Source organism: Nocardioides szechwanensis (genome assembly GCF_900103935.1).
Taxonomy (GTDB): Bacteria; Actinomycetota; Actinomycetes; order Propionibacteriales; family Nocardioidaceae; genus Nocardioides; species Nocardioides szechwanensis.
Window position 1 is genome coordinate 304,825 of record NZ_FNIC01000002.1, and the last position, 26,720, is coordinate 331,544.

The following is a 26,720-nucleotide window of genomic DNA, read 5'->3' on the forward strand; positions in this document are numbered from 1 at the left end:
AGTACAGCCGCCGGGTGACCATCCGGTGTCAGCCCACGATCCCCGCGGATACCTTGGCCACGCGGTTGTCGTCCACCGGGACAGCTCCTCCGCAGGAGAACGGCGTCTGGAACGAGAAGCAGTTGCGGAACCGCCCGCTGCCGTTGACCAGGGTGACCTCGACGGCCTTCACCTTGGTGCGCGCGAAGGGGAACGTCCTGGCACCGTTTCCGGCGCCGTTGAGCGAGATCGCCGACGTACTGACCGCGCCCGACTTCAGGTAGACCGACACGATGGCCGCCGGGGACGTCACCTTGTCCGCGAGGTCGACCGCGATCCTCAGCTTCGTGCCGCTGGCACGGGGGACGAAGCGCGCGGTCGCGGACGCGAGGTGGTCGATCGTCGTGACGTTCCAGCCGGACTTGAACTTGAAGGTGCCGAGGGGGGCCTGCGGGTAGGCGTTGGCGGCACCCTCGGAGTAGGTCTTGGCCGGTCGGCGGTTGCCGTCGGCGAAGAGCGCGAAGGCCGCGGCGCCGCTGCTGCCGCGCGCCCGGAGCACCCGGTCGACGGCCTGCCAGGAGTAGTCGTCGCGCCCCCCGGCAGCACCGTCGAGGCTGCGGATGATGTCGCGCACGATGGTGGGCATCCCCGCCTGGGTCGTGGGGTAGCGCTCGCTGAGGAAGCGGAAGAACGTCCAGATCCCGTAGTGGAAGCCCGTGGCCCCGTTGGTCTGGTCCATCGAGGCGCGCGGGATGGTCAGCGGGCTGTAGGTGAGGTAGCCGAGGTTGTCGTCGACGTCGTCGTACAGGATGTCCTCGACCCACGCGGCGGTCGCCTCGTAGAGCCAGCGGTCCTCGTAGAAGTCGTAGGCGAACTGGACGGCGTGGAAGTACTCGTGCGCGACCGTCACCTGGAGGTTCTCCAGCGGCGTGTTGCGCACCCCGAACTCCTCGGGGGCGTAGTCGTTGTCGACCACGCAGTAGGCAGTGACGTCGTAGGGGCCGCCGTCGGGGACGTCGTCCTCGCTGGTGCAGTAGCCGTAGAGGCTCTTGTCGCCGATCTGGGCGAGGTAGACGTCCGGCAGTGCGTTGCCGCCGTCGGTCCCGTCGGGCTTCGGCGCCCGGTAGCCGGCCGCGACATAGATGTCGTTGACCGAGGAGGCCTCCGCCAGGGCCGCGGCCGCGACCTGCGGGGTGCTCGCCTCGGCGCCGGTGGTCGTGTAGTGGACGCACACGGTCGCGGAGCAGGTCGTGGTGACCGCGTTGCCGCCGTAGGAGTCCTCGTCGCCCGGGTCGCTGGGACGCCCGAGGATCAGGTCGGCCGCGGCCCGGTCGGCGCCGGACAGGCTCGACTTGCTCATCGCCAGGTCGCGCAGCGCCATCGTGGCGTCGCCGCGCAGTCGCCCGGCGAGGACGCCCTGTGCCCGGTCGAGGGCGGCGCGGGCCTGCGGGGACGAGGCGGCCCGGGCCTTGTCGGGCTCGGCCGGTCGCGCCTGGGCTGAGGTCGGCGCCAGTACGGCAAGGGAGAGCAGGACGGTGAGGAGGCGAGCCAGCATCTGGTGACGCTATTGGCGCCGCTTGCCTGCTCGCCACTCGCTCAGCGACTGGTCTAGCGGTGGCTCACATCCGGCGCAGGACCGCGGTGACCTTGCCGAGGATGGTCGCGTGGGTGCCGTCGATCGGCTCGAACAGGTCGTTGTGCGGCAGCAGCCAGACCTGGCCGTCCTTCTTCTGGAAGGTCTTGACCGTGGCCTCGCCGTCGATCATCGCGGCCACGATCTCGCCGTTGTTGGCGGTGGGCTGCTGACGGATCACGACGTAGTCGCCGTGGCAGATCGCCGCGTCGACCATCGACTCGCCCGAGACCTCGAGCAGGAACAGCTGGCCGTCGCCCACGAGCTGCTTGGGCAGCGGGAACACGTCGGTGACCCGCTCCTCGGCGAGGATCGGACCACCGGCGGCGATCCGGCCCACGACGGGCACGTAGGTGGCCGCGGGCATCGCGTCGCCGGAGCCGGTCTCGTCGTACGACGTCTCGTCGGCGCTGCTCATCGAGCGGCGCGCCGCCATCACCTCGGGCAGGAAGACCTCCAGCGCCCGGGGCCGGTTGGGGTCGCGCTTGAGGAAGCCCTTCTCCTCGAGCGTCTTGAGCTGGTGGGCGACGCTGGACGAGCTGGTCAGGCCGACCGCCTCGCCGATCTCGCGCATGCTGGGCGGGTAGCCGCGCATCTCGATGCTGTCCTTGATGGTCGCCAGGACGCGCAGCTGACGGGGGGTGAGCCCGGTGGCGTCGGGGGGTCCGTCGGGGAGCTCGGTGACAGTCTTGCCGGCAGTCTTCTTGGCCATGACGTGAGGGTCCCACCATCCGCCCGGGTTTTCAAACACCTGTTCGAACGGGCGTGTCGGGGTGCTGCCAGGATGTGCGGCATGAACTCCACGAGCAAGAGCACCAGCTGTGTCGTCACCGGAGGTGCCCGCGGGATCGGGCGCGGGATCGCGGAGCTGATGGTCGCGCGTGGTCATCAGGTCGTGGTCACCGACGTCGACGGCGAGGCCGCCGCCCGCACCGCCGCCGAGATCGGGGCCGCCGAGGGTCTCGCCCAGGACGTGCGCGAGCCGGCGTCCCACCGCGCCGCGGTGGCCGCCGCGGCGCGCCACGGCGCCCTCACGGCGTACTTCAACAACGCGGGGGTCGGCTTCGACGGTGACCTTGTGGACCTGTCCGAGGAGCAGTCCCGGGCCCTGGTGGAGATCAACCTGCTCGGTGCGATCTGGGGCACCCGTGCGGCGGTCGACGCGTTCGGCGACGCCGGGGGAGACGTGGTGATCACCGCGTCGCTGTCGGGCCTCGGGCCGGTGCCCGGCCTGTCGGTCTACGCCGCCACCAAGGCCGCGGTCGTGTCGCTGGCGACGTCGGTCAACCTCGAGACCCCGCGCCGGGTCCGGATCCACGCGCTGTGTCCTGACGGCGTGGCGACGCAGATGGTCGCCGACATGGATCCGTCCGGGAAGGCTGCGCGCCTGGTCAATTCCGGTGGGCGGCTGCTCACCGTCGAGCAGGTCGCACAGGCTGCCGTCGACCTCCTCGGCAGCCGTCGCGTCGTCCGCACGCTGCCCGGCTGGCGTGGCGGTGCCATGCGCGCCGGAGCGCTGGTGCCGTCCCAGGCAGCCGGCGCGATGGCGCTCTTCGCCGCCCAGGGGAAGCGGGCGCTGCGCAAGCCCTGAGCCTTCGGGAAGGGCCTGGGAATCGTTCGAACAAATGTTCGTGTCGCCCTTGATTTCGTTCGAACACCTGATCTACTCTCGTACACATGTTCGATCGAACGTCTGATCGAACCACTGCCGCCGCACAGTCACTGTCGGTGGCGCTGGTTAGACATTCGTTCGACGGAGCAGCGAGACCCAGGCTGACCGCCACTTCCCCAGGAGGTCCCAATGAGCACCATGACGATCCACCCCACCGCCACCTTCACCGATGGCGCCGTCCGGCTGACCCGCCGCGGTCGGCTCGTCGTGCTGCTCGCCGCTCTCGGCCTGGTCCTCGCGGTCGGCTTCGTCCTGGCCTCCGGCTCGGTCGCCTCCCGTGACGCCGGCACCCCTGAGCCCACCCGCGTGGTGATGGTCGGCTCCGGCGACACCCTCTGGGACATCGCCGCTGACCTCGCCGGCGACGGCGACGTCCGCTCGATGATGGACGAGATCGAGCGGCTCAACGCCCTCGAGTCCGGCATGCTCGTCGCCGGCCAGGAGCTCGTGGTCCCCACCGACTGAGCCACACACAGACTTCGTCAACCGCCTCGACCCCGGTTGACGAGCCGGGGAAGACAGGGGGCGAGGCCATCGGCCTCGCCCCTTGCGGCGTTCTCAGCGAGCGGCGCGGTGCCCGCCGGTGTGTGGCGGAGGAGTGGTGGCCTCGACCGGCTCCGTGGCTGCTCGCGGCTCCGGGGCCCGGGTGATCCCCAGGCGCCGCAGCAGCCGCGCGATCAGGATCAGCCCGAGGAACAGGCACGCCACCGCGCCGACCGAGGCGAGGCCGAGGAACAGCCACGCGTCGGGCTCCCCGCCGCGCGCCTCGGAGCCGAAGTCGATGGCGGCGTACACGAGGTAGCCCCAGGCGACGACAGCCGCGGTCACGCCCAGCGCGAGCAGGAGCAGTGCAGGCTGGAATCCGCGCTTGGGCTTGCTGCCCTTGCGCGATCCTGCCCGCTTCCCCGATGACATATCGGGGCCATTGTGTCTGATGCCACCTCGATCCGGGCACTGTGGTCGCATGGAGGTTCTGCCCGACATCGTCGCCCCCGAGCCGGTCGTCGTGTTCTGCGGCCTGGCGGGTGCCGAGAGCACCAAGCACCGCGAGCACTACTACGCCTCGCCGGGCAACAGCTTCTGGGAGTCGCTGCACCAGAGCGGCTTCTCACCGCGCCGGCTGCGGCCCGACGAGGACGTCGAGGTGGCCCACCTGGGCCTCGGGCTCACCGACCTGGTGGGCCACTGGGACCCGCGCTGGGTCGAGATCGACGAGCTCGTCGCGAAGGTCGAGCGCTGGGCGCCGGAGTGGCTCGCGTTCACGTCCAAGACCGTCGCGCACGAGGCCGCGCGGGCGCTGGGGCGACGCCGTCCCGGGCTTGGTCCGCACGACTGGTACGTCGGTCCGAGCCAGGTTTTCGTGCTCCCGGGCACCAGTGGCGCCAACCAGCGCAAGGACTACGACGGCCGACCGCACCGACTGGCCTGGTGGCGCGACCTGGCGGCCCTCTCCGGGGTCGCGACACACCGGTGATCCGGACCAGTTCACCCACTCTGACCTGCGCAAACGTCGCAAGTGTGATCCAGATCGCGCGAATCTCGCCGATCCACTTGCGCCACCCCCGACCGGGGCGTACGGTTGCCACAACATCTAGTAGTTACAACGATGTAGTTATCCACATCTAGTGCACAGGCCGGATGGGGATGGCCCACAGGCTGCCAGGTGTTATGCACAGTAGGACCCGAGATATCCACAGGCTCAGCGACCCCGTCGAGGGGCACTGAGCCGCGCCCACGCCCCACCCGAGCCACCGTGAGGAGGACCCGACGTGCACTGCCCGTACTGCCGCAACACCGACACCCGGGTCCTCGACTCCCGCGTGGCCGACGACGGCGGCTCGATCCGCCGCCGGCGCACCTGCCCGGCCGACACCGGTGGCTGCGGCAAGCGCTTCACCACGGTGGAGCAGATGCAGCTGACCGTCCTCAAGCGCTCCGGCGCCACCGAGCCGTTCGCCCGCGACAAGGCGATCTCGGGCGTCCGGAAGGCCTGCAAGGGCCGCCCGGTCACCGAAGACCAGCTGGCCCACCTCGGGCAGGACGTCGAGGACGCGCTGCGTCTGTCCGGCGCCGCCGAGATCCCCGCCAACGAGGTCGGCCTGGCCATCCTCGGGCCGCTGCGCGAGCTCGACGAGGTCGCCTACCTCCGCTTCGCCAGCGTCTACCGCGCCTTCGAGTCGGCTGACGACTTCGAGGACGAGATCGCGATCCTTCGCGCCGAGCGTCAGGTCCCTGACTCGCCGGCCGAGCTCACCTCAGCCCCCAGCGGCTGACCAAGAACCGCCCGGCAGGTCGTGGGGAAGCGGCCTGCCGGGCGTACCAACTCTTTCCCCCGACAACTTCGGGCATCCCGGTCGATCAGGACCGTCGGTGCCAACAGCTTTCATTGACACCACCCCCCAGGGATCCAACCCAGGAAGCACGAGGAGCACCATGACCGAGACGGTGAGCGGCACCCCCAGCACGAAGGTCGACAAGGGGGCCGGCCAGGGTCTGACCCTCGAGCGCGTCTTCAGCACCGCTGGCGTGCACCCCTACGACCAGCTGACCTGGGAGCGTCGCGACGTCGTCCAGACCAACTGGAAGACCGGCGCCACCGTCTTCGAGCAGCGCGGTGTCGAATACCCCGACTCCTGGTCGGTCAACGCCTCCACGATCGTGACGACGAAGTACTTCCGCGGCGCCGTCGGCTCCGACGTACGCGAGTGGAGCCTCAAGCAGCTCATCGACCGGATCGTGAAGACCTACACCAAGGCCGGCCTCGACCACGGCTACTTCGCCACCCCCGGTGACGCCGAGATCTTCGAGCACGAGCTGACCTGGCTGCTCGTCAACCAGTACTTCTCCTTCAACTCGCCGGTCTGGTTCAACGTCGGCACCCCGTCGCCCCAGCAGGTCTCGGCCTGCTTCATCCTCTCGGTCGACGACTCGATGGACTCCATCCTCAACTGGTACAAGGAGGAGGGCTTCATCTTCAAGGGCGGCTCCGGCGCCGGCCTCAACCTCTCGCGCATCCGCTCCTCCAAGGAGCTCCTCTCCTCCGGCGGCACCGCCTCCGGCCCGGTCTCCTTCATGCGTGGCGCCGACGCCTCCGCGGGCACCATCAAGTCCGGTGGCGCCACGCGCCGCGCGGCCAAGATGGTCGTCCTCGACGTCGACCACCCCGACATCGAAGAGTTCGTGATGACCAAGGCCAAGGAGGAGGACAAGATCCGCGCCCTCCGTGACGCCGGGTTCGACATGGACCTCGGTGGCGCCGACATCACGTCCGTGCAATACCAGAACGCCAACAACTCGGTCCGCGTCAGCGACGAGTTCATGCGCGCCGTCGAGGACGGCACCGACTTCGCGCTGCGCGGCCGCAAGAACGGCGAGGTCATCGAGCGCGTCGACGCCCGCGACCTGTTCCGCAAGATCAGCGAGGCCGCCTGGGCCTGCGCCGACCCGGGCCTCCAGTACGACGACACGATCAACGACTGGCACACCAACCCTGAGACGGGCCGGATCACCGCGTCCAACCCCTGCTCCGAATACATGTCGCTCGACAACTCCTCGTGCAACCTGGCGTCGCTCAACCTGCTGAAGTTCCTCAAGGACGACGACACCTTCGACGCCCCGCTGTTCGCCAAGGCCGTCGAGTTCATCATCACCGCGATGGACATCTCCATCTGCTTCGCCGACTTCCCGACCGAGGCGATCGGCGACACCACCCGCGACTACCGCCAGCTCGGCATCGGCTACGCCAACCTCGGCGCCCTGCTGATGGCGATGGGCCTGGGCTACGACTCCGACGGCGGCCGCGCCATGGCCGCGACCATCACCTCGCTGATGACCGGCCAGTCCTACAAGCGCTCGGCCGAGCTCGCCGCGATCGTCGGCCCCTACGCCGGCTACGCCCGCAACGCCGAGGCCCACAAGCGGGTCATGCGCAAGCACCAGGCCGCCAACGACACCGTGCGCACCTTCGGCATCGCCGACAACCAGGTGCACAAGCTGGCCACCCAGGTGTGGTCCGACGTGCAGGAGGTCGGCGCCGCCAACGGCTTCCGCAACGCGCAGGCCTCGGTCCTCGCGCCCACCGGCACCATCGGCTTCATGATGGACTGCGACACCACCGGCATCGAGCCCGACTTCTCCCTGGTGAAGTTCAAGAAGCTCGTCGGCGGCGGATCCATGCAGATCGTCAACCAGACCATCCCGCGCGCGCTGCGCAAGATGGGCTACCAGCCCGAGCAGGTCGAGGCGATCGTCGCCTACATCGGCGAGCACGGCCACGTCATCGACGCCCCCGGCCTCAAGCTGGAGCACTACGACGTCTTCGACACCGCGATGGGTGCCCGCTCGCTCAAGCCGATGGGCCACGTGCGGATGATGGCGGCCTGCCAGCCCTTCCTCTCCGGCGCCATCTCCAAGACCGTCAACCTCCCCGAGACCGCCACGGTCGAGGAGATCGAGGACATCTACCTCCAGTCCTGGAAGCTCGGCCTCAAGGCCACGGCCGTCTACCGCGACAACTGCAAGGTCGGTCAGCCGCTCTCCGACGGCAAGGGCGACAACAAGGGCAAGGACTCCAACGCCCCCACCACTGCTGCCGAGGTCGAGACCAAGACGGTCGAGAAGATCGTCTACGCCCCGGTCCGCAAGCGCCTGCCCAAGTCGCGCGCCTCGCGCACCACGTCGTTCACCGTCGGTGGCGCCGAGGGCTACATGACCTCGGGTGCCCACGACAACGGCCAGCTCGGCGAGGTCTTCCTCAAGCTCGGCAAGCAGGGCTCCACGCTCGCCGGTGTCATGGACGCCTTCTCGATCGCGGTCTCCATCGGTCTGCAATACGGAGTCCCGCTCGAGACCTACGTCGCGAAGTTCACCAACCTGCGCTTCGAGCCCGCCGGCCTCACCGACGACCCCGACGTCCGCATGGCGCAGTCCCTGATGGACTACGTCTGGCGCCGCCTGGCCCTCGACTACCTCACCTTCGAGGAGCGCTCCGCCCTCGGCATCTACTCCGCCGACGAGCGCCAGCGCCACCTCGAGACCGGCTCCTACGAGCTGGTCGAGGAGACCGGCTCCGCCGCCGAGCTCATCGACGACGACCACCCCACGGTGGTTGAGGTGCGAGGAGCGCAAGCGACGAGCCTCGAAACCTCCGATGTGCACGACATCACGGACGCCGAGGTCGTCGAGACCAAGGACACCCGCGGCAGCGAGCAGCGCGAGGTCCCCGCCGTCATCCACACCCAGGAGGCCCAGACCTCCGCCGAGCTCATGGAGAAGCTCACCGGCACCGCCGTCGACTCCCCGCTCTGCATGACCTGCGGCACCAAGATGCGCCCCGCCGGCTCCTGCTACGTCTGCGAAGGCTGCGGCAGCACCAGCGGCTGCAGCTGATCGACCAGCCGTCTCGGCGCTGATGTCGGACGACACTCTTCTGAGTGACCGGACGACAAGTGCGGCGACAAGAGCGACGACAAGTGCGGAGCAGAGTCACACTGACTGTGTCGGACGACAGTTTGATGCTGAGCTAACGACAAGTGCTGCGACATGCGCTGCGACAAGTGCTGAATCGGTAGCGACTGACTGAGAGTTCACGACGACGAAGCCCCTGAGGAATCCTCGGGGGCTTCGTCGTTTGCTTGGGGCACGGGTTACGTGGCGTGCGCGCTCAAGGGTTTGCGGTCGGCGATGTCGAGACGTACGTGGTCGGCGTGGGAGAGGGCTTGTTCGATGAGTTCGCCGACGTGGTTGTCGTAGAGCCGGTATTCGATGTGGCGTCCGTGGCGTTCGGCTGAAACGAACCCTTGGTCACGAAGGAGTCTGAGTTGGTGGGAGACCGCCGACTGTTCGATGTTGAGCGCGACGGTCAGGTCGCCGACGGTGATAGGTCCGGCTTGCAGGGTCGCCAGAATGCGCAGCCGGTTGGGGTTCGCGAGTGCTCGGAGTGTCGCGGCGACGGACTTAGCGGTTTCGGCGTCGAGGCTCGACGGCAACTGATGACCGTTTGGTTGGTGTCCCACATCTGTCAGCCTACCCCAATAATATGACAATTCTGTCATGTGTCCTACACTGCCGATAGGACCCTTTACCTACAACGACGCCCGCTAAGGACAACCCAGTGCAGCCCCACCTAACCCAGTTCCTCTTGTCTCGCTCCCTCCTGACGCGACTGGGAACGCTGGTAGCGCTCGCGCTGGTCTTCAACGTGCTGTCAGCCGGTCCGGCGGCAGCCCATGGCATCGGTGGAGACGCTGCCACCGCCAGCGTCTACGGGTTCGTCGGCATCGGCATCAAGCACATGCTGCTGGGTTGGGACCACCTGCTGTTCGTAGCCGGGATTGTCCTACTCGCGGGCAACGTGCGACGTGCCGCAAAAGTGATCAGCGCGTTCGTTGCCGGGCACAGCCTGACCCTCATCACGGCGACGTTGGCGGGGTGGCAGGTCAACCCTGCCGTGGTCGATGTCGTAATCGTGTTGTCGGTGGCGTTCGTCGGCTTCTACGGCATGTTCGGGCGACCGCAACGCTGGGACATCTTCACTGCCATCGTGTTCGGGTTCGGACTCATCCACGGGTTTGGGCTCTCCACCCGGTTCCAATCATTGGGTGTTGCAGATGAAGGCATGGTGTCGCGACTCATTGCCTTCAACATCGGCATCGAAATCGGTCAACTGACCGCCATCATGGGCATGCTCGGCCTCGCCGCCGCCATCTCGTTGATGTTCAAGAGGGACCACGAGCCAGCCCTGACCAAGGTCGCCTTCGTTGCTCTGTTCGCGGTGGGTGCGATGGCTGCACCGTTCGTGGGGTTGGCGGAGTTTCGGTCCGCCGAGAACGATGCCGCTACGGTGGCGCTCCCTGACGACGCGCCGTGCGCCGTCGGTGAACGCGCCAAGGTGCTGCCTGGCGGTGGTGGTCACGCCCAGAAGGCTTTCTACGAACCGGATGAGGAAGCACCGCTCGCGGACTTTGGACACTCTCTCGGTGACGGCTACGTCGTCGTCCTGTACGGCAACGAACTACCCGACGCAGACCTCACCGCACTTCGCGACTTTGTTGACGCCAAGGACCCGGCGCAGGTGCTCGTGGCGAACGGCGACGTACCCGACGGTCAACTCGTTGCCGTCACGCTGGAGCAGCAAATGTCATGCGAGAACGTCCACGTCGGGGCACTGCGTCAATTCAGCCGTGAGTGGTTCAACAGCCTAGGAGCAGACCTATGAGCGACCCCACACACGATCACGGCGACGACCACAAGCACGAGGACGACCACGGGCACGACCATGAACATTCCACCGGTCTGCGAGGTGTCCTGACCGACCTGTTTCGCCCGCACAGCCATGACGCCGCCGACTCGATCGACTCTGCCCTCGAAGCGAGCGCCGACGGAATCCGGGCCGTGAAAATCAGCCTCGTCGCCCTCCTCGTCACCGCACTCGCCCAGGCAGTCGTCGTCGTCGTCACCGGGTCTGTTGCCCTCTTGGCTGACACCATCCACAACTTCTCCGACGCCCTCACCGCCGTGCCGTTGTGGATTGCGTTCGTGCTCGGTCGCCGCCGCCCCACCACCACCTACACCTACGGTTACGGACGCGCCGAGGACCTCGCCGGAATCTTCATCGTCTTCATGATTGCCGCCTCAGCGGTCCTCGCCGGATACGAGTCCATCCGACGACTCATCGACCCCAGCACCCTCACCTACCCGTGGGTCGTCATCGCCGCCGGACTCATCGGATTCGCAGGCAACGAACTCGTCGCCGCCTACCGCATCCGCATTGGACGCCGCATCGGGTCAGCCGCACTCGTCGCTGACGGCCTCCACGCCCGCACCGACGGGTTCACCTCACTCGCCGTCGTGTTCGGCGCTATCGGCGTCATGCTCGGGTTCCCCCTCGCAGACCCCATCGTCGGACTTCTCATCACCGTCGCCATCCTGTTCGTCCTGCGAGGCGCAGCCCGCGACATTTACCGCCGCCTCATGGACGCCGTCGACCCAGCCCTCACCGAACAAGCCACCACCACCGTCCGCGACACCGATGGGGTTCTCGACGTGGAGTACCTGCGGCTGCGCTGGATTGGTCACCGCATCAGCGCCGAAGCCGGGGTCATCGTCGCTGCTGACCTTGACCTCCGTGCCGCCCACGACATCGCCCACGACGCCCAGCACCGGCTGCTGCACGAGGTTCCCCGGCTGACCGCCGCGACCATCCACGTCAGTCCCCAAGCCGGTCTGGACCTCGACCCTCATCACAGCATCGGACACCACAACACCCTCCACTAGTCCCTGTCGGCACCTTGACGCGGTGTAGGCGTAGCGGCGGGGTTCGGGTGCGCCAGTCGCATGGTGTTATGCACTGTCTGGTGCTTTGGCGCTCCTACGTGGCGGCGGCGGGGGCCAGGCTCTGCATCACCTCGGGGGAGGGAACGAAGCAGCGTTGGTCGTTCTCGACGAGGCAGTCCCACCGCCGAGAGTCGAGCCGTCCGCGAGATCAGCGAAAAACTGTATGAGCACCTCAATACAGCGCCAGCTCGGGAACTGATGCGGCTCGCGAATCTCCCGGGCATGTCCAGTTCTGAGGTGCAGGCATCGTTCCTCCCCTATGCAGAGGGCCTCGGTTTCAGGAGTGAGGCCAAGGGGCTCTTTCTGGAGTACAAGAACAACCTGGGGCCCGACTACTACCGCCCCATCGGAAGTAGCGGCATCCTGCTCGAAGTCGAGCGAGGGAAGACCACCACGAACAACATGGACCTGTTGGACTTCTGGAAGTGCCACCTGTGTCGCTCGGCGGACTACCTCTTCCTCATGGTTCCCCAGGCGCTCAAGCACAACGACGCCATGACGCCCAAGAAGGAGTACAACGCAGTTGTGAAGCGGATCGAGACGTTTTTCGTCGAGGGGAACCACACGAACGTCCGAGAGGTGCACATCTTCGGGTACTAGCTCCCGGCGTGGCTGCACGAGACGTCATACGTCCGAGCAGTCTCCTGCTCGGAACGTTTGACGTCCTGGGCCGTCACTTCTTCTCGGCGGAGCGCTCCGTGTCAGCCGACTTGCCGTTGCGCACGATGACGACGGGGACGGGGGAGTGGCGGGAGACCTGGTCGCTGACGGAGCCGAGGGCGAGGCCGCGGAAGCCGCCGCGGCCGCGGGCGCCGACGACTACGAGGTCGGCGTTCTCGGCTGCCTCGAGGAGGGCGTTGGCGGGCGGGCAGTGGTTGGTGTCGTACTCGACCTCGACGTCGGCGTAGTCCGCGAGGATCGGGGCGACGTCGGCCTGGAGGTCCTTGAGGACGGCGGCCTCGAAGTCCTCGATCGGTGGGATGTGGCCGAAGGTCATGGACTCGGGCTTGGGGGCGCTGGTCATGGACCAGCCCCGGACCAGCAGGACGCGGCCACCCACGGCGCGGGCTTGGTCCAACGCCCAGCGCAGGGCGGGCTCGGACGCGTCCGAGCCGTCGTTGCCGACAACGATCAGGGGCTTCTCACTGGTCATGTGGCCATCTTGGCACCGAGGCGGGCGGCCAGGTACGGCGCGGTGGCGCTGTCAGGGTGCCGGGAGACCTCCGCCGGCGTACCGGTGGCGACCACCTGGCCGCCGGAGCCGCCGCCACCGGGGCCGAGGTCGATGACCCAGTCGGCGGTGGCGATGGAGTCGAGGTCGTGCTCGACGAGTACGACGGTGTTGCCGGCGTCGACGAGGCGGTGGAGCTGGCGCAGCAGGAGGGCAGTGTCGGCCGGGTGGAGGCCGGAGGTGGGCTCGTCGAGGAGGTAGAGCGCGTGGCCGCGGCGGGCGCGCTGGAGCTCGGTGGCGAGCTTGATCCGCTGGGCCTCACCGCCGCTGAGCTCGGTGGCGGGCTGGCCGAGGCGCAGGTAGCCGAGGCCGACGTCGCGCAGGGTCTCCAGGCTGCGCGAGGCGGCGGGGACGTCGGCCAGGAACTCAGCGGCGTCATCGACCGAGAGCCCCAACACCTCGGCGACGTTCTTGCCGCGGTAGGCGACCTCCAGCGTCTCCGCGTTGTAGCGCGCCCCGTGACACGTCGGGCACGGCGCGTAGGTGCCGGGCAGGAACAGCAGCTCGACGGACACGAACCCCTCGCCTTGGCAGGTCTCGCATCGCCCTTCCGCGACGTTGAAGGAGAACCGGCCGGCGCCGTACCCGCGCCTCCTCGCCTCGTCCGTCTCCGCGTAGAGCTTGCGCACGGCGTCGAAGAGCCCGGTGTACGTCGCCAGGTTGGATCGCGGCGTTCGCCCGATGGGCCGCTGGTCGACCAGGACCAGCCGGTCGAACGCGGTGTCGGAGGCCTCCTGCTCGGACAGGAGCGTCAGCAGCGTCGACTTGCCCGAGCCGGACACCCCGGTGACCGCGGTCATCACGCACAGCGGGAAGTCGACGGAGACGTCGTCGAGGTTGTGCCGCGTGACGTCGCGCAGCTGGAGCCAGCCCTGCGGCTCGCGCGGCTCGTGCACGACCGGCTCTGCGCGGCCGAACAGGTAGTTGCCGGTGACCGACTCCGCGACCTCCTCGAGTCCCGCGACCGGGCCTGAGTAGAGGACGCGGCCGCCGCCCTCGCCCGCGCCGGGACCGAGGTCAACGACCCAGTCGGCGCGTCGTACGACGTCGAGGTCGTGCTCGACTACGAAGAGGGAGTTGCCCGACGCCTTGAGCCGGTCGAGTACGTCGAGCAGTGGCGCCGCGTCGGCCGGGTGCAGGCCGGCGGAGGGCTCGTCGAGCACGTAGACGACGCCGAAGAGGCCGGAGCGCAGCTGGGTCGCGATCCGCAGCCGCTGCGCCTCACCGGGGGAGAGGGTCGTGGAGACGCGGCCGAGACCGAGGTAGCCCAACCCCAGGTCCAGCAGTACGTCGATCCGTGCGACGAGGTCGGTGGAGATCCGCACCGCGACCTCGTGCTCGTCCTCCGGGAGCTCGGTCACCGGCCGCAGCAGCTCGGCCAGCTCGGTGAACGCCATCGCGTTGACCTCGGCGATCGAGTGCCCGGCGAAGGTGACCGCGAGCGCCTCCGGCCGCAGCCCGCTGCCGTGGCAGTCGGGGCAGGGGGAGTCACGGACGAACCGCAGCGCCCGCTCGCGCATCCGCTCGCTCTTGGAGTCCGACAGCACGTGCATGACGTGGCTGCGGGCGCTCCAGAACTTGCCGTAGTAGCCGTGGTCGATCCGGTCGCGCTCGGGCTTGATCAGGACCGACGGCTGCTCCTCGGTGAACAGCAGCCAGTCGCGGTCCTTCTTGCGCAGCTTGCGCCACGGCGTGTCGACGTCGATGCCGAGACCGGTGACGATGCTGCGCAGGTTGGCGCCCTGCCAGGCGCCCGGCCACGCCGCGATCGCGCCGTCGCGGATGCTCAGCGAGGTGTCGGGCACCAGCAGGTCCTCGGCGACGTCGTGGGTGACGCCGAGGCCGTGGCAGCGCGGACACGCGCCGGCCACGGTGTTGGGCGAGAACGCCTCCGCCGCGAGATGGGCAGCGCCGGCCGGGTAGGTACCGGCGCGCGAGTAGAGGATGCGCAGCAGGTTGGACAGCGTGGTGATGGTGCCGACGGTGGACCGCGAGCTCGGCGCCCCTCGGCGCTGCTGGAGGGCGACGGCGGGCGGCAGGCCGGTGATCTCCTGCACGTGCGGTGCGCCGACCTGCTGGAGGAGACGGCGGGCGTAGGGCGCGACCGACTCGAAGTAGCGTCGCTGCGCCTCGGCGTACAGCGTGCCGAAGGCCAGCGACGACTTGCCCGACCCGGAGACGCCGGTGAACGCCACCATCGCGTCGCGCGGGATGTCGACGTCGACGTGGCGCAGGTTGTGCTCGCTGGCTCCGCGGACGCGGACGTAGGGGTCATGCGCGTCGGAGGTCACTCCCCGCCGTTACCCGGAGGACCGTCCGCTGACGCAGCGGTCAGCCGTGTCTCACGCCACCCAACAGCTCAGCGAGCGCGTCGTCGAGGTGGGGATAGCTGAACTCGAACCCCTGCGACTCCAGCAGCGCCGGGACCGCCCGGCGACCCGTGAGCGCCAGCGCTGGGTCGGTGCGCAGCAGCACGGCGCCGAGGCGGACGAGTGCGGCAGGCGTGGGTGGCGAAGGTGGTCGCCGCAGGTGCGTGCGCAGCCCCGCCATCAGCTCGGCGTTGCGGACCGGGTGGGGCGCGGTGGCGTGGACCACGCCGCTCAGCTCCGAGGTACCCGGCTCGAGCGCGCGGCGAACGATGGCCAACCAGTCGTCGATGTGGATCCAGCTGATCCACTGCGTGCCAGGACCGACCCGTCCACCCAGCCCCCAGCGCACCAGCCCGACCAGTCGGTCGAGAGCGGGGGTGTCGTTGTCCAGGACGATGCCGGTGCGGAGTACGACGACGCGGTCGCTGTGCGCTCCCTCGACCGCCGCCTCCCACGCGCGCGCCACTCCCGCCATCTGGGGTGGGCCGTCCGCCCCCGGCGCCGACTCGTCGAGCACGCGCTCCCCGGCGTCGCCGTAGATCGCCAGCGTGCTCGCCTGGATCCACACGGGCACGGGCGCCGACAGAGTCGCGCTCGCCTCGACGAGAGCCCGGGTGGGCTCCACCCGGGACCTGGTCAACAGCTCCACGTTGGCAGGCGTCGGCCGTCGGTCGACCAGCTCTCCGGCGAGGTTGACCACCGCGCTGCCCTCGAGCTCGGCGGCCCAGGGCCCGACGGACCAGCCGTCCCACTCCACCTGGCGGAACGGGCCGGGACGCTTCCGGCGCGTCAGTACGACGACCTCGTGGCCGTGCGCTGCGAGGTCCTGACACAGGCGACGTCCCAACGCCCCCGAGCCGCCGGCCACCGTCACCTTCATCGCGCCAGCCTAGGCGGGCACGGCGTGCGGTTCGACCGGGGCTCAGGCAGGCTAGCTACCCGGACGATGCGTGCTCGAAGAGTCTCAGTCGCAGGCGGTCTTCGCGATGTCGTCCGCGGTCAGGAGCTGCGCTGCTGAGTCCGCGCCGACGACCACGTGTTCGTACCCCCGGATCGCGTCTACCTTGCGGGCGGAGTTCGAGGTCGGGTCGAAGTGGTAACCCAGCCATTCCCGGGCCAAGCGGCGGGCCAGCTCGATCCCGACCACGCGTTGACCCAGGCACAGCACCTGGGCGTCGTTGCTCATCACGGCACGCTCGACCGAGTAGCTGTCGTGGGCGGTGACCGCGCGGATGCCGGGCACCTTGTTCGCGCTGATGGCGACCCCGAGCCCCGTGCCACAGAGGAGCAGGGCCCGGTCGGCCTTGCCGTCGGCGATGAGTTTGGCGGCGGTCACGGCGACGTGCGGGTAGGCCGTGCGCTCTCCTTGGCGGACGCCGACATCGATCACCTCGACCACCCGGCCGTCCGCCTCGAGGTCGGCTTTCAGGATCTCCTTGTACTGGAACCCGGCGTCGTCGGATCCCACGACGATCCTCAAGTGATCAGACATGGGTAGCTCCTGGTGATGGTGGGTTCGAGGGGTGGGCACGGGCTAGCGATCGTCCAAGGCCCGGCCGACGGCGCGCAGGCACGCCGCCATCGAGATCGCACCCGGGTCGGGGGTGCCGACACTGCGCTCGGCAAGCGGGCGGGCGCGGCCCACCTTGGGGCGCAGGGCGGCGGTCGCCAAGGCGGCCTCGTCGGCACGGTCGGCGGCCTGGTCCCACGCCTGCCAGAGGTGGGTGCCCTCCTTGACCGCGACATCCAGGGCGTCGATGAACGGCAGTAGGGAGTCGAGCATGGTCTTGTCGCCGGGCTGGGCCTTCCCGAGCTCGGTCAGGGCCTGGTATCCGTCGCGGAGGCCGGCGACCACGCTCTCTGCGCCGGGAGCACTGTCGTCGCCGATGCGTCGGCCGAGCGCGACCAGTCCCGCTCCCCAGAGGACGCCGGAGGTGCCGCCGGCTTTGGCGGCCCAGCTCTCTCCGGCGGCCGTCAGCACGGACCCGGGGCCGGCACCCTCGTCGCGCGCGGTGATTGCTGCCTCGCGCGCCGAGGCAGTGCCCCGGACCATGCCCCGGCCGTGGTCGCCGTCACCGGCGATGGCGTCGAGGTGCCCGAGCTCGGACTCCATCTCCGCCATCCTCGCGGCCATCGCGTCCAAGGCCCCGGCGACGCGAGCGCCGCAGGCGAGCGCCGCGGCGTCGAGGGTGGCGACGGCGCTGTGGTGCGCCGGCGTGTCCGTCGCGCCCTCACCCCGGCGCGGCTGGGCCGCCGCCGTGGGCGTGGCCGACGAACCCTTGCGGTACGCCGGGGTGTCGGCAGGTGCCGACCACAGCCGCTCCAGCTCCTCATCGAGCCACATCAGGGTGAGTGAACAACCGGCCATGTCGAGGCTGGTCACCAGCTCGCCCACCTCGGGCTGGACGATCTCCAACCCGGCGTCGCGCAGCCGCTGAGCGACCAGACCCCAGAGCAGGAAGAGCTCCTCGTACTTCGTGCGACCGAGCCCGTTCAGGATCGCAGTGACCCGGGACCCGGCACCGACCGGGATCTCGGCGAGCAGGGTGTCGACGAGGGTTGCAGCCAGCTCGGAGGCGGTGGGCATGGCGTCCTCGGAAACACCCGGCTCGCCGTGAATCCCCAGGCCCAGTCCCATCTTGCCTGCGGGCACGGTGAAGAGAGGTTCGTGCTCGCCTGGCAGCGTGCAGCCGTCGAAGGCCACGCCGAGGGTGCGAGTGCGGTCGTTGGAGAGCCCCGCGACCCGCTCCACGCCGTCGAGGTCGTAACCCGCCTCCGCGGCCGCCGAGGCGGTCTTGAAGACGGTGAAGTCGCCGGCGATGCCGCGCCGCTTGGTGATCTCCGCGGCGGGTGCGCTGGCCACGTCATCGGTCACAGCGAAGTACCGGGCATCGATCCCTTCGGCACGAAGCTGGTCCACGGCCAGGTTGAAGTTCATGACGTCGCCTGCGTAGTTGCCGGTCGTCAGCAGCACCCCGGCTCCTGCGTCGACGGCTCGTGCCACCGAGGCCGCATCGGCCGCTGAGGGGGAGGTGAAGACGTTGCCGACCACCGCGCCGTCGGAGAACCCCTGACCTACCACTCCGCAGAACGCGGGGTAGTGCCCGGAGCCGCCGCCGACGACGACGCCCACCTTGCCGGCGCGCGGCACCGCCGCCCTGACCACTCCGCCCGGCACCCCGACCACGTAGTCGGCATAGGCATCGAGGAAGCCGCTGAGCATGTCCTCGGTGAAGCGGGCCGGGTCGTCGTACAGGCGGGTCATGGTGTCTCCAGGAGTGCGAGTCGGTGCAGAGCTGACGGCGCAGAGATGCAGGTCAGCGGATGGTGTAGCCGCCGTCGACCAGGAGGTCGGCGCCGTTGATCATGTCGGCAGCGGCCGAGGCGAGGAACACCGCGGAGGCGGCGATCTCCTCGGGCTCGGCGAAGCGGCCGGTGGGGATGAGCTCCTTGAGTGCGTCGCCCTTCGGCCCGTCCCAGGCCTTGTGGCCGAGCTCGGTGAGTACGACGGTCGGCGAGATCGCGTTGACGGTCACCCCGCGGCCGGCCCACTCCGAGGCGAGCACCTTGGTGAGACCGAGGACGCCGAACTTGGAGGCGCAGTAGGCGACGTGCTCAGCGATCGCCACCGACCCGGCCTGCGAGGCCAGGTTGATGATCTTGCCGTGACCGGCCGCAAGCATGTGCCGACCCACGGCCTGCGCCATGAGGAAGGTGCCGGTGAGGTTGACGTCGATCGTGGTTTGCCAGGCCGACACCTCGAGGTCCTCCGCGGGGGCGAGCATGACAACACCGGCGCTGTTCACCAGGATGTCGATGCGGCCGAACGCCTCGACGACCGCTGCGGCGGTGGCCTCCACCGCGGCCGGGTCGGACACGTTGCAGACGAACCCCTGGCTGCCACCGCCGATCTTCTCAGCGTGGCGCTGGGCGGCCTCGGCGTTCAGGTCGACCACAGCGACCGTGGCTCCCTTGGCCACGAACGCGGCGGCGATGGCGGCGCCGATCCCTGAGGCGCCGCCGGTCACGAGGGCTGTCTGGCCCTCCAGACCGAAGTTGAGATCAACGTTCGAAGGACTGTGAGGCATGGTGACTTTCTCCTCTTCCGATGTTCCAAATCATCCAGAAGTATTGGAAAGTCACATCTGGACTGTGATCTCCAACGTTTCACATGGGGTATTCCACGTCAAGGGGTTTACATCTAACATTTCGCCCGCTACGTTCGGTGGCACGGCGATGCCGAACTGACACCGCTCTCATGCGAGAGGCGAAAGTGCATGACTACTGTTCCGGCCCTCGAGGTGCGTGACCTCGTCAAGGGATTTGGTGGCGTTCCGGTCCTGCGTGGCCTGAGCTTCGAGCTGCGTGCCGGGCGGGTGGTCGCACTCGTCGGTGAGAACGGCGCCGGCAAGTCCACCGCGATGAAGATCGCGACCGGTCAGCTGCGCGCCGACAGCGGACAGGTGTACGTCGCCGGCGAGCTGCTCAGCCAGCCGGATCCGATGCAGCTGCGCAAGCTGGGCGTGACGATCATTCCCCAGGAGCTCGCGCCGTACCCCGACCTCACCGTCTACGAGAACCTGTTCGTCGGCCGCGAGCTGCGCACCCGCCTGGGAACCTTGGACCGTCGGGAGATGGTGGCGGAGGCGCGCAAGATGCTTGCGGTCTTCGACGTTGACATCGACCCCCACCTGCGGATGGGCCGCATGTCGGTCGCGCTCACCCAGATCGTGGAGATCGCGAAGGCGACCACCTGGGGCGCGAAGGTGCTCTTCCTCGATGAGCCCAGCTCCTCCATCCCTGAGCGCGAGGTGGCCCGGCTCCACGCCGTCGTCCGCAAGCTGCGTGACCACGGGGTCGCGATGCTCTACACGACGCACCGCATGGAGGAGATCAAGGCGCTGGCCGACCAGATCGTGGTGCTCCGCGACGGGCAGCTGGTGATGGACGTCCCGATCGACGACGCCACCGAGGACGAGATCGTGAAGGCGATGATCGGCCGCGAGCTCGGCACTCTGTTCCCGCGGACCGCGCCGGTCCTGCCGGAGGTCGCCTACGAGGTGCGCGGTCTGCGGCTCAGCAGGAACGGCCCGCAGGTCGACCTCTCAGTCCGCCGTGGGGAGATCCTCGGACTGGGCGGCCTCGTCGGCGCCGGCCGCACCGAGATCGTGGAGGCGATGTTCGGCATCCGCCGCTCCGTCGAGGGCAACGTCGAGCTCGATGGCAAGCGGGTCCCGCGCAACGCGCCCGCCGCCGCGATCCGCGCAGGTGTGGCCTTCGTGCCCGAGGATCGCAAGGGCGCCGGCCTGGTCCTGACCCGATCCATCCTGGACAACGGCAGCCTGCCGCACCTCCGATCGTTCACCACCGCCGGCTGGCTGCTTCCCCGCCGCCGCAAGGCGGTCGAGGAAGCCACCAAGGCGGTCTCGGTCCGCTGCCGCAGCATCGACCAGCTCGTGGGGACGCTCTCGGGCGGCAACCAGCAGAAGGTCGTCCTCTCCCGGTGGCTGATCCACAACACGAAGGTGCTGCTGCTAGACGAGCCCACCCGTGGGGTCGATGTCGGTGCCCGCGGCGAGATCTACGACATCATCCGTGACCTCGCCAGCTCGGGGCTCGCGGTCATCCTGGTCAGCTCCGACATGCCGGAGCTGATCGGACTCACCCATCGGGTCCTCGTGGTCCGGGCGGGTGCAGCCGTCGCTGAGCTCAGTCGCGAGGAGCTCGACCGCGAGGACGCTCCGGAGCGGATCTTCCGGCTGGCCAGTGGTCAGACCGACCTCGGCGGCGTCCCCCAATCCGCACGGACCAAGGAATCCCAGTGAGCACAAAGGAAGCCTCGACCATGTCAGAACTCACGACGCCGCCGAACTCGGCTGCCAGACCCCGCTGGGACCGGTCGCGGATCGAGGAGCTGCTCATCCGCAACGCGATGGTGATCGTGCTGCTGCTGGTGATGGCCTACTTCAGCTACGAGAGCGCCCGCTTCGCGACGGTTCCGAACATGCGGACGATCCTGATCGCCGCCGCACCGTTCGCTCTCGTGGCGTTCGGTCAGACTCTGGTCATCCTCACCGGCGGGATCGACCTCTCGGTCGGCAGCGTGATCGCGGTGAGCGCGATGACCGGTGCGAAGGTGATCGTCGAGAACCCGGACAAGCTCTGGCTGGCCGTCACGGCCGGTGTCGGGGTCGGGCTGCTGGCGGGGCTGGTCAACGGCCTGATCGTCAGCTACCTGAACGTCGCACCGTTCGTCGCGACTCTCGGCATGCTCACCGCCGCCTCAGGAGCCGCCTACGTCATCGGGGGCGGAGCACCGATCAACGGCCTCCCGTCGAACTACGGCAAGATGGCCAACACCGAGATCCTCGGCGTCCAGGCGCCTGTGATCGTGATGCTGGTCGGGTTCCTCATCCTGGCCGCGGTCATGAAGCGGACCGCCTTCGGCCTTCGGATCTACGCTGTCGGCGGCAACCGGACCGCGGCCGAGGTCGCCGGCGTGAACACCCGCCGGACCCTGACCGCCGTCTACCTCTTGAGCGGCGGGCTGGCGGGCGCCTCCGGCATCATCTTGTCCTCGCGAGTCATCTCGGGGCCCCCCAACCTGGGCTCCGGCTACGAGCTCGACGCCATTGCCGCCGTGGTCATCGGAGGCGCCAGCCTTCTCGGCGGCCGCGGCACCATCTGGGGCACGTTCCTCGGGCTGCTCCTCATCCAGACGCTCAACAACGGCCTGGACATCCTCCTCGTCCCCGCTTACTGGCAAGCCGTCATCAGTGGGGTCCTGATCGTCAGTGCCGTCGCCGTGGACATGTGGGCCACACGGCGAAGCAGCACCTAGCCCACGCTCAACCCAGAGCCCGACAACACAACCAGGAGATAGTCATGATGGGAAGTTCGCTGCGCCGCGGGGCAATCGCGCTAGGAGGCGTGGCCCTGCTGCTGAGTGCCGCTGCGTGCGGCGCCGGAGACGAGAACGCAAACAACGATGGGGAGGGTGGCTCGGGGATCCGGGTGGGCGTGACGGTCTACGACATGTCGTCGTTCATCACCCAGGGTCAGGAGGGCATGGAGGCGTACGCCGACGCGAACGACATCGAGCTCCTCTGGAACTCGGCGGGCAACGACGTCGCCACCCAGGCCAGCCAGGTCGAGCAGCTGATCAACCAGGACGTCGACGCGATCATCATCGTCCCCGTCCAGGCGGACTCCCTCTCGCCGCAGCTCCAGGCGGCAAAGGACGCCGACATCCCCGTCTTCGCGGTGAACACCACGCTGACCAACGAGGACCTGATCACCAGCTCGGTCCTGCCTGACGACGTAGCCGCCGGCGCCCAGGAGATGGAGATGATGGCAGAGGCCCTCGGTGGCAAGGGAAATATCGTCATCCTGCAGGGCCCGCTCGGCTCCAGCCCTGAGCTGGACCGCACCGAGGGCATCGAGTCGGTGCTCGCCGACTACCCCGACATCAAGGTGCTGGCCAAGGACACCGCCAACTGGAAGCGCGACGAGGCGGTCAACAAGGTGAAGAACTGGATCTCCAGCTTCGGTGACGAGCTGGACGGTGTCGTCGCCGAGAACGACGACATGGGCCTCGGCGCCGTCCAGGCCATGAGCGAGGCCGGGATCTCCCTTCCCGTGGTGGGGATCGACGGCATCGAGGACGGCCTTGCGGCAGTCGCGAACGGTGACTTCATCGGCTCGTCCCTGCAGCACGGTCGTGTGGAGCTTGCCGCCGGTCTCGCCGTCGCCCAGAAGTTCATCGCCGGCGACGACGTCGAGAAGACCTACACCTACGTCATGCCGCCCATCTCCCCGGACAACGTGGAGCAGTACCAGAAGAACGTCGTCACCGAGAAGGACGCGTTCCTGGCCACGCTGGCCGACCTCATCGAGAAGAACCTCGCGAGCGGCGACATCGCCAACGAGGAGTGACCGCGTGGGGCCGGCCTCGGGGCCGGCTCCAACTGGTTGGGTACGAACTGGTGTCGCGCTGCGGCCAGGCCATGGATAGGGGAGAAGATGAACGCATCATGGACAGGTCCTCTCGCCACCGCACGCAGGACGGGCGCACGATTGTGAGTGAAAACCCGCTGCACCGCCTGCGACCGGCCGAGCGTCACGACGCCATCACCGAACGTGTCCTCACCGCCGGGTCGATGAGGATCGAGGAGCTTGCCGAGGCGTTCGGAGTGAGCGCCATGACGATGCACCGCGATCTGGACATGCTCGAGTCGCGCGGTGTCCTCCGTAAGTCCAGAGGCATGGTCACGGCCCTGGCCTCGAGCCTCGTGGAGTCCGGCCCCGAGTACCGGGCCCGCGAGCACAGAGCCGCGAAGGCCGCCATCGCCTCGGCGGCCTTCGCCCTCGTGGAGCCCGGCCAGGCGATCATCCTGGACGACTCCACGACCGGACTTCATCTGGCGAAGCTGCTGCCGCAACGCCAGCCACTCACGGTGATCACCAACTTCGAGCGGGTGATCACCCAGCTCGTCGGCCGCCCCGGCATCGCTCTGATCTCTCTGGGCGGACAGCACTACCAGTGGTGCGACGCCTACATGGGCAGCCTCACGCTGGAGAACCTGCGGATGCTGAGGGCCGATATCCTGTTCATGTCGACCCCTGCCGTCATCGACGACATCTGCTTCCACCAGCACCACGACGCCGCGCTGATCAAGAAGGCGATGTTCGAGTCCGCCGGACAGCGGGTGCTGATGCTGGACCACTCGAAGTTCGAGAAGCGTGCCTTGCACGCCCACACCTCGCTCACCGACTTCGACACCGTGATCGTCGACTACGAGACGCCTCCAGAGCATCTCGAGCGGCTCCAGAGCAAGGGAGTGAGCGTCATCATCGCCGAACCGAGGCCCCCGGGCCGCTCGACCGCCTGAGGCGCAGGCGGCTCAGCCAGGCTGGTTGATGTTGACCATCCAGGTCACGCCGTACTTGTCGGCGAGCTGCCCGAAGACGTCGCCCCACATCTGCTTCTCGAGCGGCACGTTGATCTGGCCGCCGTCGGCGAGCGTCTCGAACCAGCCGCGGAGCTTGGCGTCGTCGTCGCCGCTGAGGCTGAGCGTGACGGTGCTGCCAGGCGTCAGGGTCTCGCCGGGCGGCGTGTCGGAAGCCATGAGGACGAGGTCGGGTGCCTCGAGCTGGGCGTGCATCACCTGCTCGGCCTGCTCGCCCTGCATGCCCATCTCACCGAAGGTGTTGAGCGCGAGCTCGCCGCCGAAGACCGACTGGTAGAACGTGATCGCGTCGCGGGCGGTGCCGTCGAAGTGCAGGTAGGGGTTCAGCAGGGTGGCCATCAGGGCTCCTCGAGTAGGGGGACCTCCATCAGACCAGCCGCCGGGGACATAGTCATCGGTCAGCGGATGCCGGTGTCGCAGGGGACGTCCACGGTGGTGTGGGCTCCGGCGACGACCCGGGCGTCCATGAACTCGCACGACATGCCGGCGTCGGCGGTGACGACGTAGTCACCGGGAGGCAGGGCGAGCTCGAAGGCGCCGTCCGCATCGGTGTGGGTGGTGGCGACGGGTTCGCCGGCGCCGTACGCCTCGCCGGGGATCTGCTTCGCGACCTTGACCAGGACGTTGGCGGCCGGCAGGTCGTCGCAGGGTTCGCCGACGGACTCGACCGGGCACTGGGGTCCGAGGAGCACCTGCCCGGAGATGCCGGACGAGGGTTGGTCGTCGGACCGGTCGATGTGCCCATCGTCGCCGCAGCCGGCGAGGACGAGGGCCGCGGAGGCGACCAGGAGGGGGAGGCGCATGTGGGTAGGACGTCGTCGAGGGCTGTTCGGCTCCAGATCACCAGGTCGCCACCTGGGTGGGCCAGCGTGGCCGGCATGACTGATCTCGGGAAGTCCCTCGGCCGCCGTACCCTCCTCCGCTCCGGCGCGCTCACCGCCGGCGCCCTCACCCTGACCGGAGCCGCCGCCCCCGCGGGTGCCTCCCTGGTGCGCCGTCGCCTGACGCTGCCCTCCGGGGTCCAGAGCGGCGACGTGACCACGCGCTCCGCAGTGCTCTGGGCGAGGTCGTCGGGTCCGGGACGCCTGGTCGCCGACGTGGTCAGCGGGCGCCGTCACCGCCGCGTCCGCGGGCCGTGGGCGAGCGAGCAGAGCGATCTGACCGCGAAGATCGCGCTGGACGGGCTGGCGCCCGGACGTGAGTACGCCGTGGAGCTGGCCTTCGAGCACGAGGACGGGCACCGCGGGGAGTCGCAGGTCGCGACGTTCCGCACGGCCGCCGTGCATGCCCAGCCGACCAGCTTCGTCTGGACCGGCGACACCTGCGGCCAGGGCTGGGGCATCAACCCCGACCTCGGCGGCCTGGTGGGCTACCGCGCGATGCACGAGACCCGCCCGGACTTCTTCGTCCACGCCGGCGACACGATCTACGCCGACGGCCCGCTGGCCGAGCAGGTCACCGAGCCCGACGGGCAGGTCTGGCGCAACATCGTCACACCCGAGGTCAGCAAGGTCGCCGAAACCCTCACGGAGTTCCGCGGCCGGCACCGCTACACGATGCTCGACGCCAACGTCCGGGCGATGTACGCCGAGGTGCCGCTGATCGCGCAGTGGGACGACCACGAGACCACCAACAACTGGTGGGCCGGCGAGGTGCTGGACGACGCGCGCTACACGCAGGAGCGCCGGGTCGACGTACTGGCCGCCCGGGCGCGCCAGGCCTGGCAGGAGTACATGCCGATCGCGGACCCGCGGTCACACCGCCAGGACCGCGGCCACGACCGCGGCTTCGCCCCCGCGCGGATCTACCGCAAGATCGAGCGCGGGCCGCAGCTCGACGTCTTCTGCCTCGACATGCGCACCTTCAAGGACCCCAACACCCCCGGCCTCGAGCAGGACAAGACGCACATCCTCGGGGAGGAGCAGGTCGACTGGCTGATCCGGGAGGTACGGCGGTCAACGGCGACGTGGAAGGTGATCTCGGCCGACATGCCGCTCGGGCTGGTCGTGCCCGACGGGCCGGTCAACCAGGAGAGCCTGGCCAACCGCGACCCGGGCGCACCGCTGGGCAAGGAGCTCGAGATCGCCCAGGTGCTGTCGGCGTTCAAGCGCCACGGCGTACGCAACGTCGTGTGGATCACCGCCGACGTCCACTACTGTGCCGCCCACCACTACGACCCGACGCGCGCCGGCTTCACCGACTTCGACCCGTTCTGGGAGTTCGTCGCCGGGCCGATCGCAGCCGGAAGCTTCGGCCCCAACCAGCTCGACGCGACATTCGGGCCCGAGGTCGTGTTCAGCAAGCACGCGGCCACGCCCAACGAGTCGCCGCGGCACGGCAACCAGTTCTTCGGCCACGCCGCGATCGACGCCGACGGGCTGCTGACCGTCAGCCTGCGCGACCTGGCCGGCCACACGCTGTGGAGCAAGGACCTCGCACCTGCATAGCGTGGGTGCGCGAGAGTGTGCAACCCGCGGTACGGTGAAGGCGCGGTAGCGGAACAAGGTGACCAGTCGAGGGCTCTGACCCTCGT

At 68.8% G+C, this 26,720-nt stretch carries 25 protein-coding genes; 13 read left to right on the forward strand and 12 right to left on the reverse strand.

Translation table 11 applies throughout. The features are described 5' to 3' along the window. Positions 1-28: 28 nt before the first annotated feature. Together BLR90_RS06695 and lexA are read right to left on the reverse strand one after the other, a co-directional pair. Positions 29-1,534: an MXAN_6640 family putative metalloprotease gene (locus tag BLR90_RS06695; protein ID WP_091023769.1), complete on the reverse strand. Its 1,506-nt coding sequence runs from the start codon at positions 1,532-1,534 to the stop codon at positions 29-31. Positions 1,535-1,598: 64 nt separating this feature from the next. Next, the gene (lexA, locus tag BLR90_RS06700) at positions 1,599-2,324 is read right to left on the reverse strand and encodes a transcriptional repressor LexA (RefSeq protein ID WP_091023771.1); all 726 of its coding nucleotides are present in this window, start codon (positions 2,322-2,324) and stop codon (positions 1,599-1,601) included. An 81-nt stretch (positions 2,325-2,405) separates the two neighbouring features. Between lexA and BLR90_RS06705 the strand changes: the two genes are divergently transcribed. Further along, positions 2,406-3,203 (forward strand): SDR family NAD(P)-dependent oxidoreductase, encoded by a 798-nt coding sequence (locus tag BLR90_RS06705; protein WP_170254278.1) that lies wholly within the window; start codon positions 2,406-2,408, stop codon positions 3,201-3,203. 210 nt (positions 3,204-3,413) lie between these two features. Then, positions 3,414-3,749, forward strand: a complete 336-nt coding sequence (locus BLR90_RS06710) for a LysM peptidoglycan-binding domain-containing protein (protein ID WP_091023775.1) — start codon at positions 3,414-3,416, stop codon at positions 3,747-3,749. A gap of 93 nt (positions 3,750-3,842) precedes the next feature. On the opposite strand, the gene BLR90_RS06715 is transcribed toward BLR90_RS06710, so the two are convergent. Next, positions 3,843-4,199, reverse strand: a complete 357-nt coding sequence (locus BLR90_RS06715; protein WP_091023777.1) for a hypothetical protein — start codon at positions 4,197-4,199, stop codon at positions 3,843-3,845. Positions 4,200-4,248: 49 nt separating this feature from the next. On the opposite strand from BLR90_RS06715, the gene BLR90_RS06720 reads away from it, so the two are divergent. The 3 genes from BLR90_RS06720 to BLR90_RS06730 all read left to right on the forward strand — a co-directional run bounded on the left by BLR90_RS06720 (position 4,249) and on the right by BLR90_RS06730 (position 8,672). Continuing rightward, a complete protein-coding gene (locus BLR90_RS06720; protein WP_170254279.1) occupies positions 4,249-4,758 on the forward strand; it encodes a mismatch-specific DNA-glycosylase in 510 nt (169 codons plus the stop codon). A 295-nt stretch (positions 4,759-5,053) separates the two neighbouring features. After that, positions 5,054-5,557, forward strand: a complete 504-nt coding sequence (nrdR, locus tag BLR90_RS06725; protein ID WP_091023782.1) for a transcriptional regulator NrdR — start codon at positions 5,054-5,056, stop codon at positions 5,555-5,557. A gap of 160 nt (positions 5,558-5,717) precedes the next feature. Then, positions 5,718-8,672 (forward strand): vitamin B12-dependent ribonucleotide reductase, encoded by a 2,955-nt coding sequence (locus BLR90_RS06730; RefSeq protein WP_091023784.1) that lies wholly within the window; start codon positions 5,718-5,720, stop codon positions 8,670-8,672. Positions 8,673-8,929: 257 nt separating this feature from the next. On the opposite strand, the gene BLR90_RS06735 is transcribed toward BLR90_RS06730, so the two are convergent. Further along, a complete protein-coding gene (locus tag BLR90_RS06735; protein WP_245715193.1) occupies positions 8,930-9,271 on the reverse strand; it encodes an ArsR/SmtB family transcription factor in 342 nt (113 codons plus the stop codon). Positions 9,272-9,396: 125 nt separating this feature from the next. Here BLR90_RS06735 and BLR90_RS06740 point away from each other — a divergent pair, with 125 nt between their 5' ends. The 3 genes from BLR90_RS06740 (at position 9,397) to BLR90_RS06750 (ending at position 12,218) form a co-directional block, all read left to right on the forward strand. Beyond that, complete coding sequence (locus BLR90_RS06740) at positions 9,397-10,500, forward strand: HupE/UreJ family protein (protein WP_091023788.1); 1,104 nt, start codon at positions 9,397-9,399, stop codon at positions 10,498-10,500. After that, the gene (locus tag BLR90_RS06745; RefSeq protein WP_091023790.1) at positions 10,497-11,558 is read left to right on the forward strand and encodes a cation diffusion facilitator family transporter; all 1,062 of its coding nucleotides are present in this window, start codon (positions 10,497-10,499) and stop codon (positions 11,556-11,558) included. The genes BLR90_RS06740 and BLR90_RS06745 overlap by 4 nt, the downstream gene beginning before the upstream one ends. Positions 11,559-11,840: 282 nt before the next feature. Continuing rightward, positions 11,841-12,218, forward strand: a complete 378-nt coding sequence (locus BLR90_RS06750; RefSeq protein ID WP_143016131.1) for a hypothetical protein — start codon at positions 11,841-11,843, stop codon at positions 12,216-12,218. 73 nt (positions 12,219-12,291) lie between these two features. On the opposite strand, the gene BLR90_RS06755 is transcribed toward BLR90_RS06750, so the two are convergent. The 6 genes from BLR90_RS06755 to BLR90_RS06780 form a co-directional block, all read right to left on the reverse strand. Further along, positions 12,292-12,771, reverse strand: coding sequence for a universal stress protein (locus tag BLR90_RS06755; protein ID WP_091023795.1), 480 nt, complete (start codon positions 12,769-12,771; stop codon positions 12,292-12,294). Beyond that, positions 12,768-15,140, reverse strand: coding sequence for an ATP-binding cassette domain-containing protein (locus tag BLR90_RS06760; RefSeq protein WP_091023797.1), 2,373 nt, complete (start codon positions 15,138-15,140; stop codon positions 12,768-12,770). Before BLR90_RS06760 ends, BLR90_RS06755 begins: the two co-directional genes overlap by 4 nt. 40 nt (positions 15,141-15,180) lie before the next feature. After that, on the reverse strand, positions 15,181-16,098 hold the full coding sequence (locus tag BLR90_RS06765; RefSeq protein ID WP_091023799.1) for a TIGR01777 family oxidoreductase: 918 nt from the start codon (positions 16,096-16,098) through the stop codon (positions 15,181-15,183). A gap of 84 nt (positions 16,099-16,182) precedes the next feature. Further along, on the reverse strand, positions 16,183-16,710 hold the full coding sequence (locus BLR90_RS06770; protein WP_091023825.1) for a ribose-5-phosphate isomerase: 528 nt from the start codon (positions 16,708-16,710) through the stop codon (positions 16,183-16,185). Positions 16,711-16,752: 42 nt separating this feature from the next. Further along, positions 16,753-18,483, reverse strand: a complete 1,731-nt coding sequence (locus BLR90_RS06775) for a dihydroxyacetone kinase family protein (RefSeq protein ID WP_091023827.1) — start codon at positions 18,481-18,483, stop codon at positions 16,753-16,755. 52 nt (positions 18,484-18,535) lie between these two features. Next, positions 18,536-19,306, reverse strand: coding sequence for a GolD/DthD family dehydrogenase (locus BLR90_RS06780; protein WP_091023830.1), 771 nt, complete (start codon positions 19,304-19,306; stop codon positions 18,536-18,538). A gap of 189 nt (positions 19,307-19,495) precedes the next feature. Here BLR90_RS06780 and BLR90_RS06785 point away from each other — a divergent pair, with 189 nt between their 5' ends. The 4 genes from BLR90_RS06785 to BLR90_RS06800 are packed head-to-tail and all read left to right on the forward strand — an operon-like array spanning position 19,496 to position 24,109. Continuing rightward, a complete protein-coding gene (locus BLR90_RS06785; RefSeq protein ID WP_091023832.1) occupies positions 19,496-21,043 on the forward strand; it encodes a sugar ABC transporter ATP-binding protein in 1,548 nt (515 codons plus the stop codon). A gap of 20 nt (positions 21,044-21,063) precedes the next feature. Next, positions 21,064-22,059, forward strand: coding sequence for an ABC transporter permease (locus BLR90_RS06790; RefSeq protein WP_170254280.1), 996 nt, complete (start codon positions 21,064-21,066; stop codon positions 22,057-22,059). Between the two features lie 44 nt (positions 22,060-22,103). Beyond that, complete coding sequence (locus tag BLR90_RS06795; protein ID WP_281245376.1) at positions 22,104-23,153, forward strand: substrate-binding domain-containing protein; 1,050 nt, start codon at positions 22,104-22,106, stop codon at positions 23,151-23,153. After that, complete coding sequence (locus tag BLR90_RS06800) at positions 23,150-24,109, forward strand: DeoR/GlpR family DNA-binding transcription regulator (protein ID WP_218029384.1); 960 nt, start codon at positions 23,150-23,152, stop codon at positions 24,107-24,109. Before BLR90_RS06795 ends, BLR90_RS06800 begins: the two co-directional genes overlap by 4 nt. Before the next feature lie 12 nt (positions 24,110-24,121). Here BLR90_RS06800 and BLR90_RS06805 read toward each other — a convergent pair whose 3' ends face one another. Together BLR90_RS06805 and BLR90_RS06810 are read right to left on the reverse strand one after the other, a co-directional pair. Beyond that, positions 24,122-24,526: a VOC family protein gene (locus BLR90_RS06805; protein ID WP_091023834.1), complete on the reverse strand. Its 405-nt coding sequence runs from the start codon at positions 24,524-24,526 to the stop codon at positions 24,122-24,124. Positions 24,527-24,585: 59 nt separating this feature from the next. Continuing rightward, entirely contained in the window at positions 24,586-24,990 is a 405-nt protein-coding gene (locus BLR90_RS06810) for a carboxypeptidase-like regulatory domain-containing protein (protein ID WP_091023836.1), read from the reverse strand. Positions 24,991-25,065: 75 nt separating this feature from the next. Between BLR90_RS06810 and BLR90_RS06815 the strand changes: the two genes are divergently transcribed. Then, positions 25,066-26,634 (forward strand): alkaline phosphatase D family protein, encoded by a 1,569-nt coding sequence (locus tag BLR90_RS06815; protein ID WP_091023838.1) that lies wholly within the window; start codon positions 25,066-25,068, stop codon positions 26,632-26,634. Positions 26,635-26,720 lie beyond the last annotated feature (86 nt).